Genomic DNA, 15,284 nt, shown 5'->3' on the forward strand with positions numbered 1-15,284 from the left:
TTTTTAAACTAATATACTGTCATCTATAACTTGATTGTTCCATGAAATATTTTTCACGTTTTTGTTTTTATCGAAATAAAAATCGATTTTTCCTAAAAGAAGTCCTGCCCAACCCACTTGATTCACCAAAACATTTTTGCCTTTTCTATTGATAAAATTTTGTGGTTCAGGTAAGAAAGTATGAGTGTGACCACCAAGTATTAAATCAATCCCTTCGGTTTGCGCAGCTAAAATTTTATCTGAAACTTTCTTCGGGTCATCTTTATAATCATAACCAATGTGTGAAAGACAAATCACCAAATCACATTTTTTCTCATTTCTCAACACATCGGAATATTGCTGCGCCATTTCAATTGGATTGAGGTATTTCGTTTCTAAATACTGTTTCTTCCCAACCAAACCTTCAAGCTGAATTCCCACCCCGAAAATCCCGACTTTAATTCCGTTTTTATTAAAAATTTTGTACGGAATTGTTTGTCCCTCAAGAATGGTATTTTTAAAATCGTAATTAGAGCAGAGGAAAGGAAATTTCGCATTCGGCTGAACTTTTTTAAATCCTTCCAAACCATTGTCGAAATCGTGATTTCCCATCGTTGCTGCATCATAACCCATCATCGACATTAACTTAAATTCTAATTCACCACCGAAAAAGTTGAAGTATGGCGTTCCTTGAAAAATATCTCCCGAATCAAGCAGCAACACATTACTTTCCTCCTTTCTGATTTTTTGGATTAATGCTGCTCTTCTCGCAAAACCACCTTGATTCGGATTTCGGCTGTAACTAGAATCAAACGGCTCGATTCTGCTGTGTTGATCGTTGGTATGAAGAATCGTGAGTTTGTTGGCAGAATTTTTTTCTAAAAAGTTCAGGTTTTCAGCCAAAAGCAAATTCGGGGCTAAAGTCATCGCCAAAGTTCCGCCACCAATCGTTTTTAAAAACTGCTTTCTATCCATTAGTTTTGTTTTTTTTGTTTTTAAAAAGTAAACGCACGTCTTTCGGTGCCACAATTTCCGGATTTGCCTTAAATTTTTCAAGGAACAAATCACGCAATTTAATTCCGGTCGAAATCATTTCACCTTTGCCAAAAAACGCCATATTATCGCCACCTAAAGCCAAATAATCAGAAGTTGCAATGTAATAAGTTTTTGCAGGATCAACTTCTTTTCCGTTGATTAATTCCTTCACCGACATTCCGTTATCTGTTTCAATATAAAGTCTAGAAACAGGATTGTTTTTCTGTGTCTTCAAGTAATAATCGAAAAGGCCTTTCAAATCCGAACCTTTCATTTTCACGATCATCACTTCATTTTCAAACGGCATTACTTCGTAAATATGTTTAGTCAAAATATCGCCTTTCCCAATAGTAGAGCGTATTCCGCCCACATTGATTACGGCTGCGTCTACTCCGTTTGGGATTCCGTTTTTTCTCGCCCAATCGTCTGCACCTTCAAAAGTAAAGTCTGCCAGAAGATTTCCCAAATTACTGTTGTCTCCCTGTTTGTTCAAATCGACATTTGTATAAGAAATTTTAGTATTCATTTTTCCTTCCAACTCAGCTTTATAAGGTTCGATGACTTTTGTAAAAGCTGCGTCTTCCGGTAAATCTTTGGAAAGGGAAATATTTTTCTCGGCACTTACTTTCGCCACACTCAACGCGGTTCTACACGAAGAAAGCGACAAAATTGCCAAACCAAGAACGAGGAATCTGTTTTTCATTGAGATAAAATCTTGAGTTGCAAATATAAAGATATGAATATAAAGTTGTGATAATTTTTTCCAGGTAGGTGAAAATATTTTTATACAAAATACAGAATCAAAAGTTAGGTTTTTCAGTAATTCAGATACTTTTGTCTTGATACAAAAGTATCCAAAAAATCAAGACTGGATATTTTTCCTAAAAAATCTCCTACGTCATCTCATTTGTCCAATTGAAAAAACACAACAATTTTAGAAAACAGAACTTTAAAAATCTTTGATTTTTCACTTTGTGTACTAATTTCACCAATTAAGGAACAATTAAACTTTTGTGACTTTTGTGGTTTACATAATTTTTTTGTTTTTATGCAGTATTTTTTCACAAATTCTCATCTAAATTTTCGTATTTTTGAAAACATTAATTTAATTCAGAATGAGCAATTTAAAAGGAGTTGGTGTTGCTTTGGTAACGCCTTTCAATGAAGATTTGTCGGTAGATTTTGATTCGTTGACCAAATTGGTCGAGTTCAATATCGAGAACGGTACTAATTATTTGGTGGTTTTGGGAACAACCGCAGAAGCGGCGACGCTTTCAGAAGAGGAGAAAAAACAGGTTACAGAACATATCGTAAAGGTGAATAACGGACGTCTTCCTTTGGTTCTTGGAATTGGCGGAAACAACACGATGGAAGTTAAAAAACAGATTGAGCAAGCCGACCTTTCTGCTTTCGATGCAGTTCTTTCTGTTTCACCATACTACAACAAACCTAATCAGGAAGGGCTTTATCAACACTATAAAGTTTTGGCCGGAACAGGAAAGAAAATCATTATTTACAACGTTCCTTCAAGAACCGGACAAAATATTGAAGCTTCCACCACTTTGCGTTTGGCCAAGGAATTCTCGAATTTATTTTTAATTAAAGAAGCCGCACCCAATATTTTACAATATTTCGACATATTAAGACAAAAACCTGATGGTTTTAATTTGGTTTCCGGTGATGATGAATACACACTTCCCGTAACTTTAGCGGGAGGAAACGGTGTAATTTCCGTGATTGGACAAGGTTACCCGAAAGAATTCTCAACGATGGTTCAATTGGCTTTTGACGGAAAAGTAAAAGAAGCTTATGAAATCCACAATAAATTGGTGGAAATCACCCGATTGATTTTCGCTGAAGGAAATCCTGCAGGAATTAAAACCGTTTTGGCGGAAAAAGGAATTATCAAAAATTATTTAAGACTTCCGTTGGTTGCAGCAAGCGCAGGTTTGCAGGAAAAAATAAAGGCGGAAATGGCGAAGATTTGATACGAGGTTCGAGTTACGAGATTCGTGTCGCGGGTTTGGGAATATCATAATTTAAAAGGACTTTTTTCAAAAGTTCTTTTTTATGTGACTTAAATAAAAGAATTCTTTGCGGACTTTGTTAAGTGTTACGCCTTTGCCTCATCTTATTTAACAATATTTATTGAATGGCTAACCTTCGATTTGCGAACTTAAAAGTTTTACGCAAGACAGCATAGTCATAAAACTTTGGGGACTTCTCGTTAAATTCAGTCCAATGATTTTACCAATTCAAAAAAATATTCACCACATTTCGCCAAATGCGTTCCATACCAAGAAAACGCTTCACCATCTACCAAAACAATTTTTGAATTTAGAAGTTCTTTTTGCAGTTCATCAATATGCTTTTGCTGAAAAGGAAATGGTTCGGAAGAAAGGAAAATAAAATCGGCCTTCTTCATTTCCTCAACTAAAATTTCGGGATATCTTTTTTCATTTTTAAAAACATTTTCAAAACCAAGTTTGTCGAGAATTTCATGGATAAAAGTATCGGAACCAATCGTCATGTACGGATTTTTCCAGATCAGGTAACATACTTTTTTGGATTCTTGATTTTTAATACCATTGATAATATCAGAAATTTTTTGATTGAAATTTTTGGCTGTATTTTCTTTGTTTAAAAGCGTTCCGAGTTCTGTTAAAAATCTTGAATTGTCTTCTAAAGTTTCAATAGCAGTTACCCAAACTTTGAAATCTTTCATCAATTCTTCAACTTGTAATTTTTCGTTTTCCTCTTTATTGGCGATAATAAGATCAGGATTTAAATTCTTAATTTTCTCTAAATTCAAGTTCTTGGTTCCACCGATAGTTTCAACGTTTTTTACTAAACCTTTTGGATGTATGCAGAATTTGGTTCGACCGATAATTTCGGTATCAGTTAACCCAAAATCGAAAAGAGTTTCGGTGATGCTTGGAACAAGAGAAATTATTTTCATCAATGAGAATTATGTTTTAAACCATTAAGAAGTTAAGGTAGTTTTGTTAATAATTCAACTACCGAAAAGATAAATTTAGACTTTTAACTTCAATCTTAATGAACCATAATCTCTTAATGGTTATAAGCCGTTATTACAAAATTTTCCCTGTAAGAAAAAGTGCCGCAATCGAAAAGTAAATGATCAAACCGGTTACATCCACCAAAGTTGCGACAAAGGGCGCAGAAGAAGTTGCAGGGTCAAGATTGAATTTTTTCAAAATAAATGGAACCATCGAACCGGAAAGCGTTCCCCAAAGTACGATCATTGCTAAAGAAATTCCTGCGCTTATTCCCACAAAAAACCAATATTGCCCGTAATCGAACCAACCCATTTTGTGCCACAACATAATTCGGAAAAAACCGATGATTCCAAGCAAACTTCCTAAAAACAAACCGGTCACCAATTCTTTTCGCATCACGGTCCACCAATCTTTCAAAGTGATTTCCTGTAGCGCCATTGCACGAATTATCAATGTTGCAGCTTGTGAACCGGAGTTTCCACCACTCGAAATAATTAATGGAATGAATAGCGCCAAAACCACCGCTTTTTCAATTTCATTTTCATAAAACCCCATCACAGAAGCGGTTATGAGTTGCAAAAAGAAAAGGACAATCAGCCACAATCCACGTTTCTTTATCATTTCAAACCATGGAGTTTGAATGTACGGTTCGTCCAACGCTTCTACCCCACCAAATTTTTGAATGTCTTCCGTGTTTTGTTCCTCAATTTGGTCAATGATGTCATCCACGGTCACAATCCCTACCAAAACGCCATTTTCAGTGACAATTGGTAATGCAGCGCGGTCATATTTTTCGAAATAAGGAACTGCATCTTCTTTGGAAGTCGTTGTGGTAATCGCCACAAAATGATTGTCGGTAATATCTGAAATCAAAGTGTCTTCTTCTGCCAAAAGTATTGAACCAATCGCAATGTCGTCTATCAAACGGTTTCTTTCATCCACCACGTAAAGATGGTTCATGGTTTCTACTTTTTTGCCGACTTTTTTGATATGTGCAAAACATCTTTTCACCGTCCATTCTTTTCGGATTTGGATGTAATAGGGCGTCATCAAACGAGCGATGGAATCTTCATGATAACCTAAAAGTTTCAGGGCAATTCTTCGTTCTTGCGGATTAAGGTGATTGATGGAATACTTAATAAGTTCATCGGGAAAATCCTCGAACAACGCGGTTCGGTCATCGGGAGTCATCGCGTTCAAAATCTCGGAAACTTCTTCGCTTCCGATGCTTCGAATGGTTTCTTCCTGAAAGTCGGGATCAAGGTGTGAGAAAACTTCTGCCTTGTATTGTTTCGGAACTTTCAGAAACGCCAAAAGCCGCTCATCTGCGGGCAGTTCGCTCAGTCTTTCGGCAATATCTGCCGGATTGAAAATAAGTTCCTGAGTTTCCACAATTCTATTTTTTAGGGAATTGCAAAATTAGCCTAAAAACTTAAAATTACCGAATAAATGAACGATTTAAAAATTAATGTTCTTTAATTTTCAATAGGAAGAACGTAATCTTTTTTGATTTTCCTAAGGTTTTTGCCCAAACTTTTCATTGCGCCTGTTGTCCCAATTTTAATGGAGTTTTCTGCGGAACCTAGGAGTCGCGCGTTTTTTTTATAAGTATCGTAATCGGTTTCTGTGATGAAATTTCCTTCCGAATCATACAGTTTCAAGCTCACAATCACTTGATTTGAAAACACATATTTTCCAAGTCCAACCTTAAAATATTTTACTTTTGGAACTACTGCGAATTGTGCGTTATTGTTGTCACAAAATTCTTTCAAGGTTTTTACATCAGCAGAATCAAAGGTTAGATTTGCATCCACTCTCAACATTTTATAATTTCTAAAATGGCTGATTCGATCGGAAACTGCGCTGTAAAAAGCGGAGTAAGTAGGCTCCTTTATTTCATCAATATCGGGAAAAACTTCGGGATTGAAATAGATGACATTCTGAATTTTTAAATCTCTATTAAAGACACTGTTTTGTGCGGAAACAGAATGAAAGCCGGTCAAAAGTATGAAAGCCGTAAAAGTAAAACTCAGTAAATAAAGATTTCTCATTAATGTGCGTTGTTGCAAAAATACTGCCATTCAACGGATTATCAAAGAAAATTTTAAGATTTTTTTAACATTCTTTCTATGCCTTTCCATACACAGAATCAATCACGATATTTTGTCTGTAGAAAAAATTGTCGTACTTTTGCACCCGTTACATAATAATCATTAAAATAATATTGGAATGTACTTAACAACTGACAAGAAGAAAGAAATCTTCGCAAAACACGGAAAGTCTGATGCAGACACAGGAAGCGCAGAAGGACAAGTTGCCCTTTTCACTTTCAGAATCAATCATTTATCTCAACACCTTAAGAAAAACCACAAAGATTATGCTACGGAAAAGTCTTTGGTGAAGTTGGTAGGTAAAAGAAAAAGATTGCTAGATTACTTGAAAAACAAAGACATCGCAAGATACAGAGCGATTATCGCTGAACTTGGTTTAAGAAAATAATCTTTTCCGAAAAAAAAGAAAAAAGCAACTCAGAAATGGGTTGCTTTTTTTCCTCTTTAATTGGAATGTCTTCAACTTCTTGAAGACGGGGTGTAGTAATTGAAGTGGGTCAATTTAAACCGCCCTTCCTCGTGTCAGTAAATTCACGATAGCGAGTAAAATAATTGATCCCACTGCTCCTGTAAGAATCTGTCCGATAATTTCAGTACCGAAAGTTGTTCCCAACAACCAATATCCAATAAAACCGCCTACGATTCCTACTACGATATTTCCGATTAATCCAAGACTACCGCCTTTAAAGATTTGCGCGCCAAGCCAACCTGCGATTGCGCCGATAATAAGTGTCCATAAAATTCCCATAACTTTAAATTTTTAATGATTTGTATTTTCTTAAATTCTAAAATTATGCCACAAATAGAATATTTCGAGATTTGAAATTCCATATTTGAATTTAAATTCACTTCATTCAAAACAAAATCAACTGACTTCAGACTGATTCAAACTCGACAAAAATGCGTATCTTTGCGCCGATTAAAAACGAAGTATTAACAAGAAAATCTGCCTGAAGAAGTTGCGCAGATTCGCTGAAAGCCGAAAGCAAACGGCAGAAAGCAACAAAATTTTTTATTTTATGAGTGCTCCAGAAGCAATTATTGAAAAATTTCAATTAAAAGACGGGAGAGAAATCTCCATTGAGACAGGTCGTCTCGCAAAACAAGCGAACGGTTCTGTAGTAGTAAAATGTGGCGGAACAATGCTCCTTGCAACAGTTGTAGCCAACAAAGACGCAAATCCGGGAGTGGATTTCCTTCCATTAACGGTAGATTACAGAGAAAAATTCTACGCAGGAGGTAAAATTCCTGGAAATTTCTTCAGAAGAGAAGCAAGACCTTCAGACGAGGAAATTTTAACGATGAGATTGGTGGACAGAGTTCTTCGTCCGCTTTTTCCCGAAGATTTCCACGCAGAAGTTCAGGTGATGATTTCCCTGATTTCTTATGATAAAGAAGCAATGCCGGAAGATTTGGCAGGTTTAGCCGCTTCCGCAGCCATCGCAATTACCGATATTCCTTTCAACGGACCAATGTCTGAAGTGAGAGTGGTGAGAATTGACGGACAACTTTCCGTAAATCCAAGTTTTGAAAACTGGAAAAAAGCAGATATCGATATCATGGTTGGCGCGACTAAAGATTCCATCGTTATGGTAGAAGGAATTATGGACGAGATTTCTGAGCAGGAAATGATTGAAGCAATTCAGTACGCTCACGATGAAATTAAAGTTCAAATTCAAGCACAGGAAAGATTGGCTGAAAGAGTTGGAAAAGCTTTCCCAAAAAGAGAATACTCCCACGAAGATCACAACGAAGAAATTCGTGAAAAAGTTTGGAAAGAAACTTATGATAAAGTTTACGCAGTAGCAAAAACGCCATCTACAAAAGAAGAAAGACACGATAATTTTGCAGCAGTTTTAGAAGAATTCCTTTATCAATATTCTGAAGAAGAATTGGAAACTGTAAAACCATACGCAAAAGTTTATTACCATGATGTAGAAAAAGAAGCGATGCGTCAAATGATTTTGAACGAAAAAATCCGTTTGGATGGTCGTGATCCGGAAACTATTCGTCCAATTTGGAGCGAAATCGATTACCTTCCGGGAGCACACGGTTCCGCAATTTTCACAAGAGGCGAAACACAATCTTTAACTGCAGTAACTTTAGGTTCTATTAAAGATGCAAACATGGTGGATTCTGTTGCTTCTCAACACGACGAAAAATTCTTTTTACACTATAATTTCCCACCATTTTCAACAGGTGAAGCAAGACCTTTGAGAGGAACTTCCAGAAGAGAAGTAGGACACGGAAACTTGGCGCAAAGAGCGCTGCAAAACATGATTCCTGCCGAAAATCCTTATACCATTCGTATTGTTTCCGATATTTTGGAATCAAACGGCTCGTCTTCTATGGCGACGGTTTGTGCAGGAACTTTGGCTTTGATGGATGCAGGTGTGCAAATTTCAAAACCGGTTTCCGGAATTGCGATGGGATTGATTACCGATCCAAAATCAGGTAAATTCACCGTTCTTTCCGATATTTTAGGTGATGAAGACCATTTAGGTGATATGGACTTTAAAGTGACCGGAACTGCAGACGGAATCACGGCTTGTCAAATGGACATCAAAATTCAAGGATTGACGATGGATATTATGACAACTGCATTAAACCAAGCAAGAAACGGAAGATTACATATTCTAAATGAAATCTTGAAAACCATCGATAAACCAAGAGCCGACGTAAAACCTCACGCTCCGAAAATGGAAATTTTGGAAATTCCAAAAGAATTCATCGGTGCAGTGATCGGACCTGGTGGAAAAATCATTCAGCAGATGCAGAAAGATTTCGATACGGTGATTGCGATTGAAGAAATCGGCGAAATCGGAAGAATCGAAATTTCTGGCGTAAACAGAGAAAATATCAACGCAACGATTGCTGCGATTAACGAAATCACTTTCGTTCCTGTTGTTGGCGAAGTTTACAAAGGAAAAGTAGTGAAAGTGATGGATTTCGGTGCGTTTGTAGCGATTGCAAAAGGTACTGAAGGATTACTTCACATTTCTGAAATCGAGTGGAGAAGATTAGATAAAGTTCCTTACGCAGAAGGCAATGAAGTGGAAGTGAAATTCATGGGTTACGATGACCGCAAGAAAATGAAACTTTCCAGAAAAGTTTTATTGCCGCGTCCACCAAGACCGGAGCAGAAACCGAGAGAAGAAAGGCCTCAAAATAACGAAGGACAAAAACCTGAACAGCAAGGTTAAAAATAAAGATCCGCTTCAAAAAATTGAAGCGGATTTTTTTAGACATACACTTCTCCTGTTTCGAAATGTCTTCTGGTAGAAGCGAGAGTGGGCTCTAAAGATTTGTGTTGATAATGAGGAAAATCTTTAAAAGAATTCCAATTCCCGCCCCACTCCAGGTTTGGTAAAAAAGGCAAAACAAACGGTGCAATATCTTTGTACTCCCGGTCTTTTTTGATGTACTCGCCATTTTGAAAAATACCGATGTCCCATGCTAAGCCAAAATTATGATTGCTTTGTCCACCTTTAGCATTGGTAACTACAGATCTGTTTTTCTGTGTAGTTCTTCCAATACTGTACAGAGCATTTTGCTCCGAATAAGTACGGGTACCGGATAGAATTCTTACATCCAGTCGATGATCAGTACGTAAAATTTTAAGAAATTTCCTGACCAAAATCTGCACTTTCGGCGTCAAGGTAATAATGTTTGATTCGCTACGCGCATCAAATGCGCCATAATCGGACTTAATTTCATCTGACTTTCGGGTAAAAGCGATATCCGCATTATTAGTTTTATTTCCCCATTTTCCATCGATTTCGTAAGGATAGAAACCGTTTGCTTTTAAAAATCTTTGGTAGAAGACGATGTCCTCCTTAAAAAGTGTTGAGCTCATAGTATTTTGTTTTTAGGTTATTATAGTTGCTGTAGGTTCCTAATGTTTGATCATTTTCAACTTCCCGAGAACAAATTTAAAAAGAAACAAAATCAATAGCCAAGCGTGAAATCACCCTATTCTTTGAAGCTGCAATAAAAATTTTCATAAAATTGAAACTTGGAATACTAATTGCTAAAACTGTAGAAACAAAAAAAATTATGAATCCAGTACTTTTAAGAAGACTCCTTATGTGGGTTGCTCCATTAGCAATTGGCTATATCGTTAAAAAATACGAGCAAAAACAAGCAAAGAAACAACAGGAAAAAGCAATGGCGAAAAATACAGCGCTTTAAGTAAAACCTCATTTTTGAGGTTTTTTTTATTTCTAGAGTTCATCTCACTGCATTTCATTTTTTTCATTCAATAAAAAAGGGTGATTTCACTTGCTTGATTTCAACAGCATCTTGGTAATTTTGATTTATGATAGATAACTTGAAGCCATGAACGAATCTGATTTCACACAAATTCTGCAGTACATCTCCCAAGATCACAATAGCGATGATTTACTTCAAAAACTGCAAAGTGTAAAAGAACAAAATAAAATTTTTTCGGACGTTTATACCATTGATGCAGATGGAAACACACTACAATTCGTGGAATTGGTTCAGGAAGGAGGTGGAACATTAGGAATTTCGCTGGTTGGATTCTGTTTTGTTCTCGAATATTGCGGTATCCGTTTTCTGAAACTTGCCGGAACAAGCGCAGGAGCCATCAATACTCTTTTTATGGCAGCATTGGGTAAAAATAAGGAATGTTGTTCAACACCTGAACTTTTCCAAATCGTGAGGAACATGGATATGTTTTCCTTTGTAGATGGACATTGGATTGCTAAAAGAGCAATCAGAAGTTTAATCTCCAAAGATGGTTGGCTCAAGAGTACGATTTTCGCTTTTGTGGTTTTGGTTCTGTTTCTGATGATTTTTTATCCGCTCATTTCGATATTCGGCGAAATTGGTAACGGCGTGTATCTACTTGGTTTGGCGGTCTTCCTTATTTTCGTCGGAATCAATGTTTATCTTTATCTGCGTTTTAAAAAAGCAAAATATGGCGTTAACTCTGGAAAGGAATTCTTAAAATTTTTAGTAAAAAATCTTGAGAAGAAAAATATTTCGACCAAACTTGAGCTGGATAGAATTGCAAAATTCATCATTAATGAGGACGGTTCTGTGGAAGGAAATTCAAACTATAAATTTTACGGCAGAAGTGAGAATGTTGCCGAAAATCAAAAGATCATCGATGTTCTTAATCAAGAATATCACACCAACCGTCAGTACAATTTTACCCTCAAAAATTTACAGGCAGATTACACCTTTATCACGGTGGACATATCCTCCGAAAGAAAAATCGAACTTCCTGCACAAGCCGGACTTTACTGGAGCAATCCTAACTTTGATGTAAATCCTGCCGTTTTCGTTCGTTCTTCAATGGCGATTCCGCTATTCTTCGAGCCGGTTATCCAACAGATTGACCGTTCAGATGTCAAAATTATTGAAAACTGGGCTAAGATTTTTGTCAACCAACACGAAATACCTAACCAGGGAATTTTTGTGGACGGAGGATCCATTTCAAACTTTCCAATCAATATTTTCCATAATGAAAAAATTATTATTCCGCGCTTACCTGTTTTTGGAATTAGAATTAATGACGTAAAACCCAATCCTGATACCGAAATCAAAACTCTCGGGAATTATGCCGGAAGAATTCTAAACACCATGAAAAGCAACTACGATAAAGATTTTCTTACGAAAAACAATTTCTACGAAAAATACAGCATCGCAGATATTGACACCTATCTCACCAAAGCGAATTGGCTGGATTTCAACATGAGCGAAGAAAACAAAAAAGCCCTGTTTTTGAAAGGTGTGGAATCGGCAATTGATTTCCTGGAGCGGTTTAATTGGCTGGATTATAAAACCAACCGTGCAAAAGTGTATTACGAAAACAATAGATAATGATAAGGTTTAACGGTCTAGAAATCAAAGCCTGTTTGTGACTGTTGGAATTCCTTGATTAAATTCTTGAACACCTGCTCTACCGGCAAAATCTCATCGATGAGTGCGGAAACCTGACCGATTTCCAGTTCGCCTTCTTCCAGGTCACCCTCAAACATTCCGCGCTTGGCTCTGGCTCTTCCCAATGTTTCTTTTAAAGCTTCAACATTTCTTCCCGATTCGTAAAGTTTTTCCAGATCGTGGAAGAATTTATTTTTCACCAAACGAACCGGTGCAAGTTCTTTTAATGTAAGTTGCGTATCGCCCTCGTTTAGGGAAATCACCTTATTTTTAAAATTTTCGTGGGAGCTCGCTTCCTGGGTCATCGCAAAACGGGAACCGATTTGAACGCCGTCTGCACCCAGGATCATCGCCGCTTTCATTTGGGAACCGAGCGCAATTCCACCCGCAGCAATGAGGGGTTTGGAAATGTGCCTTTTCACATTCGGAATCAGGCAAAAAGTGGTGGTTTCATCTCTACCATTATGACCGCCTGCTTCAAAACCTTCCGCAACAATCGCGTCAACTCCGGCTTCTTCACATTTCATGGCAAATTTGGTGGAGGAAACTACATGCGCAACCTTTACTCCCTCTTTCTGTAAAGTTTCCGTATAGGTTTTGGGATTTCCGGCGGAGGTGAAAACAATCTTCACCCCTTCTTCCAAAATAATCTGGATGATTTCTTCCAGGTTAGGATAAAGCATCGGAACATTCACGCCAAAAGGTTGCTCCGTCGCTCTTTTGCATTTCTGAATATTTTCCCGCAAAATATCGGGATACATGCTTCCTGCCCCGATCAAACCCAAACCGCCATTATTGGAAACCGCCGAAGCCAGCCTCCACCCGGAATGCCAAATCATCCCGCCCTGAATAATGGGATATTTAATATTGAAAAGTGAGGTGATTTTATTCTGATTTTCGCTGTACATCTTCTCAGCGATACCGAAGTGGATAAAGTTGCTCATATTATTTAAATGGATTATTTGCCGCTCTTCATGCGGTTGTCTTTTTTGCAAAGCATCATAAGGTTATCTTCAACGGTAAGTCCGCCGTCTTTCCACGGAATGACGTGGTCGCCTTCCATTTCTTCAAATTCAAAGTGCTGTTTGCAGACCGGGCAAATCCCTTCCTGCTGTTGATATTTCTTGCGTTTGGTTTTGATGTCGAACGTCCTTAAATCCAGATACCGCACATCGTCCGTTAAAACATAAGGATAAATTCCCTTCTCGCTTTTCACTTCGTCATCTTCCACCAGTTCTGCGATTTGTTTTTCTATGGCGTCGGTATCTAAAATCTCATCTTTATAACGGTCATACCAAAATCCCCAATCTACTCCTTTCATGGAGGAGCGGTATTTTTTGAAGGTATTTCTTTGCCAACCAATCACGGCTTCAAAATACTGTTTCAGTGCATTGGCGTTGGGATCGTGCTGATGTTCGCCCATATATTTCTGGATGTTGTCTTTGGAAATCCACTTCAACACGGTTTCCAAATAATCCTGCCGTTTTGCGGAACCGGTGAGCAAATCGTGGGCTCTGTTGAAAGCCGGACCGCTCGGTTTGCTGAAATATTTCTTGGCATCGCTCAGCCAAGGGCCTGCAAAAGTGGCGTTCAAAAGTTCCTGTTTGGTGAGAACGGCTCCGGCAATGTTGATGGTTTCAAACCATTCCAGTTTTTCGCTGGGTTCGCCTTCGCATAGATAAACGAGGAGTTTATAATCGAGAATTTTTTTCTGCATATCGTCCTGAAGGTTCATAAAGGCGAGCATTTTGCCACCAATATTTACAGAAAAATCTCCGGCAACATACTGACAGATAGAAATTGTGCGCTGTTGCCCGTCGATAATTTCGTATTCGGGTTCGCCGTCTTCAATTTTATCCCGCACCGCCCAATACATCACGTTCAGCGGGTGACCTTTTAATATCGTATCGATGACCATGGCACGCTGCTTCTCATCATACACAAACTCGCGCTGGAAAGGCGGCCGCACATCCAGCTTGCCTTTATAGGCAATTACACCATCATCGCCTTTGTCCTGATAACCTTTGACAAGGGCGGCAACATTGACTTCAAATAAAGTGATATCCATGATTTAATTTTTAGAGTTTTTTGTTTTTGATTAAAATTCTTGCGTAAGTTGGCTTGCCATTTATAGCTCCATCTTTGTCTTTAATTAATCCATGTTCCTTGAAAGGAATTGTTTCATTAATGCGATAATCATTTGAACTAATAATTTCAAACTGCTCCGGATTGTATTTATCCAAAAAGGTAATCGGCACGCCCATAGCTCCGGCATAATCTTTGGGAATATCCTTAGTTTTATTAACATTAATAGCATCATAGTTATCATACTTCGGATACTCTTCCGGAGTATAGGTTTTGTATAAATCCAAATCTTCATGACGCTTGGAATGATCGAGATTGGTAAACCAAATGGCTTGTGCTCTACCTTTTACAACACCATTTACAACTTTATATGCACTGCCTTCTTTTTTATTATTTAATAAAAATTCGATTTCATCTTTAGGTAAGTCAAATAGTAGATCAGTGCTCATTGGCGTAACGCCAACCCATAATTTATTTTCTTTAATTAATTTAAAAACTTCTTTATAAGTGATGGCATTTTTGTTTGAAATAATAATAAACTTCTTATCAAACTCCATCAGCTGCGCCACATATTTCCGGAATAGCGAGAACGGCGGGTTGGTTACCACAATATCGGCTTCTTTCAAAAGGGCAACACTTTCCGCCGAACGGAAGTCGCCGTCGCCCTGCAGCTCGGTAATCCCAATTTCTTCGGCATTGGGCACGCGGTCGCCATTTTTGTCGCCTTCGTACACCAACATTACGGCTTTTTCGCTTTCGTGGGTGCTGAAGAGATCCATGTCCTGATTTTTGTAGCAGGTGGTGATAAGTTTTTTCAGCCCCAAATCCTCGAAGCGGTGGCTGAAATAATGAAAGAAGTTGGAAACTCTGGGATCATCGCAGTTGCAGAAAACGGTTTTGCCTTTAAAGTGGTGGCGGTAATGTTTCAGTTCGTTTTCTATATCAGCAATTTGGGTATAGAACTCGTCTTTTTTATTGCTTTTTGCGCTGTGCAGGTTTTTGTTGAGGGATTTTGCCATGCCCAAATATAATTAATTGTTGGGTTACTTCAAAAAACACAATCGTTTCGGTCTTTTACTCCTCCGTTTCGGTTGCCAACCGAAAAATTGCGGTCCGGAACCCCAAACTTCCGGTTGGGTAACCC

General features: G+C 37.9%; 15 protein-coding genes. 5 read left to right on the top strand and 10 right to left on the bottom strand.

Annotated features, from left to right (window positions below; genetic code table 11):
• Nucleotides 1-3: 3 nt before the first annotated feature.
• Nucleotides 4-954 (bottom strand): bifunctional metallophosphatase/5'-nucleotidase, encoded by a 951-nt coding sequence (locus J4771_RS04315; RefSeq protein ID WP_224136780.1) that lies wholly within the window; start codon nucleotides 952-954, stop codon nucleotides 4-6.
• The gene (locus J4771_RS04320) at nucleotides 947-1,717 is read right to left on the bottom strand and encodes a 5'-nucleotidase C-terminal domain-containing protein (RefSeq protein WP_224136781.1); all 771 of its coding nucleotides are present in this window, start codon (nucleotides 1,715-1,717) and stop codon (nucleotides 947-949) included. The genes J4771_RS04315 and J4771_RS04320 overlap by 8 nt, the downstream gene beginning before the upstream one ends.
• Before the next feature lie 412 nt (nucleotides 1,718-2,129).
• On the opposite strand from J4771_RS04320, the gene dapA reads away from it, so the two are divergent.
• The gene (gene dapA / locus J4771_RS04325) at nucleotides 2,130-3,002 is read left to right on the top strand and encodes a 4-hydroxy-tetrahydrodipicolinate synthase (protein WP_224136782.1); all 873 of its coding nucleotides are present in this window, start codon (nucleotides 2,130-2,132) and stop codon (nucleotides 3,000-3,002) included.
• A gap of 245 nt (nucleotides 3,003-3,247) precedes the next feature.
• Here the strand turns inward: dapA and J4771_RS04330 are convergent, their stop codons facing one another.
• The 3 genes from J4771_RS04330 to J4771_RS04340 form a co-directional block, all read right to left on the bottom strand.
• The gene (locus J4771_RS04330) at nucleotides 3,248-3,973 is read right to left on the bottom strand and encodes an ABC transporter substrate-binding protein (protein WP_224136783.1); all 726 of its coding nucleotides are present in this window, start codon (nucleotides 3,971-3,973) and stop codon (nucleotides 3,248-3,250) included.
• A gap of 133 nt (nucleotides 3,974-4,106) precedes the next feature.
• On the bottom strand, nucleotides 4,107-5,426 hold the full coding sequence (mgtE, locus tag J4771_RS04335) for a magnesium transporter (protein ID WP_224136784.1): 1,320 nt from the start codon (nucleotides 5,424-5,426) through the stop codon (nucleotides 4,107-4,109).
• A gap of 83 nt (nucleotides 5,427-5,509) precedes the next feature.
• Complete coding sequence (locus J4771_RS04340) at nucleotides 5,510-6,085, bottom strand: pyruvate decarboxylase (RefSeq protein ID WP_224136786.1); 576 nt, start codon at nucleotides 6,083-6,085, stop codon at nucleotides 5,510-5,512.
• Between the two features lie 178 nt (nucleotides 6,086-6,263).
• Between J4771_RS04340 and rpsO the strand changes: the two genes are divergently transcribed.
• Nucleotides 6,264-6,533, top strand: coding sequence for a 30S ribosomal protein S15 (rpsO, locus tag J4771_RS04345; RefSeq protein WP_224136788.1), 270 nt, complete (start codon nucleotides 6,264-6,266; stop codon nucleotides 6,531-6,533).
• A 114-nt stretch (nucleotides 6,534-6,647) separates the two neighbouring features.
• On the opposite strand, the gene J4771_RS04350 is transcribed toward rpsO, so the two are convergent.
• Nucleotides 6,648-6,893: a GlsB/YeaQ/YmgE family stress response membrane protein gene (locus tag J4771_RS04350; RefSeq protein ID WP_224136791.1), complete on the bottom strand. Its 246-nt coding sequence runs from the start codon at nucleotides 6,891-6,893 to the stop codon at nucleotides 6,648-6,650.
• A 271-nt stretch (nucleotides 6,894-7,164) separates the two neighbouring features.
• Between J4771_RS04350 and J4771_RS04355 the strand changes: the two genes are divergently transcribed.
• Nucleotides 7,165-9,348 carry a polyribonucleotide nucleotidyltransferase gene (locus tag J4771_RS04355; protein ID WP_224136793.1) on the top strand — a complete coding sequence of 728 codons (2,184 nt, stop codon included), beginning with the start codon at nucleotides 7,165-7,167 and terminating at the stop codon, nucleotides 9,346-9,348.
• A gap of 38 nt (nucleotides 9,349-9,386) precedes the next feature.
• Here J4771_RS04355 and J4771_RS04360 read toward each other — a convergent pair whose 3' ends face one another.
• The gene (locus J4771_RS04360; protein WP_224136795.1) at nucleotides 9,387-10,001 is read right to left on the bottom strand and encodes a M15 family metallopeptidase; all 615 of its coding nucleotides are present in this window, start codon (nucleotides 9,999-10,001) and stop codon (nucleotides 9,387-9,389) included.
• A gap of 152 nt (nucleotides 10,002-10,153) precedes the next feature.
• On the opposite strand from J4771_RS04360, the gene J4771_RS04365 reads away from it, so the two are divergent.
• Nucleotides 10,154-10,336 (top strand): hypothetical protein, encoded by a 183-nt coding sequence (locus J4771_RS04365; RefSeq protein WP_224136797.1) that lies wholly within the window; start codon nucleotides 10,154-10,156, stop codon nucleotides 10,334-10,336.
• Nucleotides 10,337-10,483: 147 nt separating this feature from the next.
• On the top strand, nucleotides 10,484-11,995 hold the full coding sequence (locus J4771_RS04370; protein ID WP_224136799.1) for a patatin-like phospholipase family protein: 1,512 nt from the start codon (nucleotides 10,484-10,486) through the stop codon (nucleotides 11,993-11,995).
• Nucleotides 11,996-12,012: 17 nt separating this feature from the next.
• Here the strand turns inward: J4771_RS04370 and J4771_RS04375 are convergent, their stop codons facing one another.
• The 3 genes from J4771_RS04375 to J4771_RS04385 are packed head-to-tail and all read right to left on the bottom strand — an operon-like array spanning nucleotide 12,013 to nucleotide 15,159.
• Nucleotides 12,013-12,999: an NAD(P)H-dependent flavin oxidoreductase gene (locus J4771_RS04375; RefSeq protein ID WP_224136805.1), complete on the bottom strand. Its 987-nt coding sequence runs from the start codon at nucleotides 12,997-12,999 to the stop codon at nucleotides 12,013-12,015.
• Nucleotides 13,000-13,013: 14 nt separating this feature from the next.
• Nucleotides 13,014-14,123 carry a GmrSD restriction endonuclease domain-containing protein gene (locus tag J4771_RS04380; RefSeq protein WP_224136807.1) on the bottom strand — a complete coding sequence of 370 codons (1,110 nt, stop codon included), beginning with the start codon at nucleotides 14,121-14,123 and terminating at the stop codon, nucleotides 13,014-13,016.
• Between the two features lie 10 nt (nucleotides 14,124-14,133).
• Nucleotides 14,134-15,159, bottom strand: a complete 1,026-nt coding sequence (locus tag J4771_RS04385) for an adenine-specific methyltransferase EcoRI family protein (RefSeq protein WP_224136809.1) — start codon at nucleotides 15,157-15,159, stop codon at nucleotides 14,134-14,136.
• Nucleotides 15,160-15,284: the final 125 nt, after the last annotated feature.

It is taken from the genome of Candidatus Kaistella beijingensis (assembly GCF_020084865.1).
GTDB classification, from domain to species: domain Bacteria; phylum Bacteroidota; class Bacteroidia; order Flavobacteriales; family Weeksellaceae; genus Kaistella; species Kaistella beijingensis.

What these genes read in the sequence shown, in the direction of transcription:
- J4771_RS04315 (WP_224136780.1), bottom strand. Translation starts at nt 954, where the DNA reads ATGGATAGAAAGCAGTTTTTAAAAACGATTGGTGGCGGAACTTTGGCG.
- J4771_RS04320 (WP_224136781.1), bottom strand. Translation starts at nt 1,717, where the DNA reads ATGAAAAACAGATTCCTCGTTCTTGGTTTGGCAATTTTGTCGCTTTCT.
- dapA (WP_224136782.1), top strand. Translation starts at nt 2,130, where the DNA reads ATGAGCAATTTAAAAGGAGTTGGTGTTGCTTTGGTAACGCCTTTCAAT.
- J4771_RS04330 (WP_224136783.1), bottom strand. Translation starts at nt 3,973, where the DNA reads ATGAAAATAATTTCTCTTGTTCCAAGCATCACCGAAACTCTTTTCGAT.
- J4771_RS04340 (WP_224136786.1), bottom strand. Translation starts at nt 6,085, where the DNA reads ATGAGAAATCTTTATTTACTGAGTTTTACTTTTACGGCTTTCATACTT.
- rpsO (WP_224136788.1), top strand. Translation starts at nt 6,264, where the DNA reads ATGTACTTAACAACTGACAAGAAGAAAGAAATCTTCGCAAAACACGGA.
- J4771_RS04350 (WP_224136791.1), bottom strand. Translation starts at nt 6,893, where the DNA reads ATGGGAATTTTATGGACACTTATTATCGGCGCAATCGCAGGTTGGCTT.
- J4771_RS04355 (WP_224136793.1), top strand. Translation starts at nt 7,165, where the DNA reads ATGAGTGCTCCAGAAGCAATTATTGAAAAATTTCAATTAAAAGACGGG.
- J4771_RS04360 (WP_224136795.1), bottom strand. Translation starts at nt 10,001, where the DNA reads ATGAGCTCAACACTTTTTAAGGAGGACATCGTCTTCTACCAAAGATTT.
- J4771_RS04370 (WP_224136799.1), top strand. Translation starts at nt 10,484, where the DNA reads ATGAACGAATCTGATTTCACACAAATTCTGCAGTACATCTCCCAAGAT.
- J4771_RS04375 (WP_224136805.1), bottom strand. Translation starts at nt 12,999, where the DNA reads ATGAGCAACTTTATCCACTTCGGTATCGCTGAGAAGATGTACAGCGAA.
- J4771_RS04380 (WP_224136807.1), bottom strand. Translation starts at nt 14,123, where the DNA reads ATGGATATCACTTTATTTGAAGTCAATGTTGCCGCCCTTGTCAAAGGT.
- J4771_RS04385 (WP_224136809.1), bottom strand. Translation starts at nt 15,159, where the DNA reads ATGGCAAAATCCCTCAACAAAAACCTGCACAGCGCAAAAAGCAATAAA.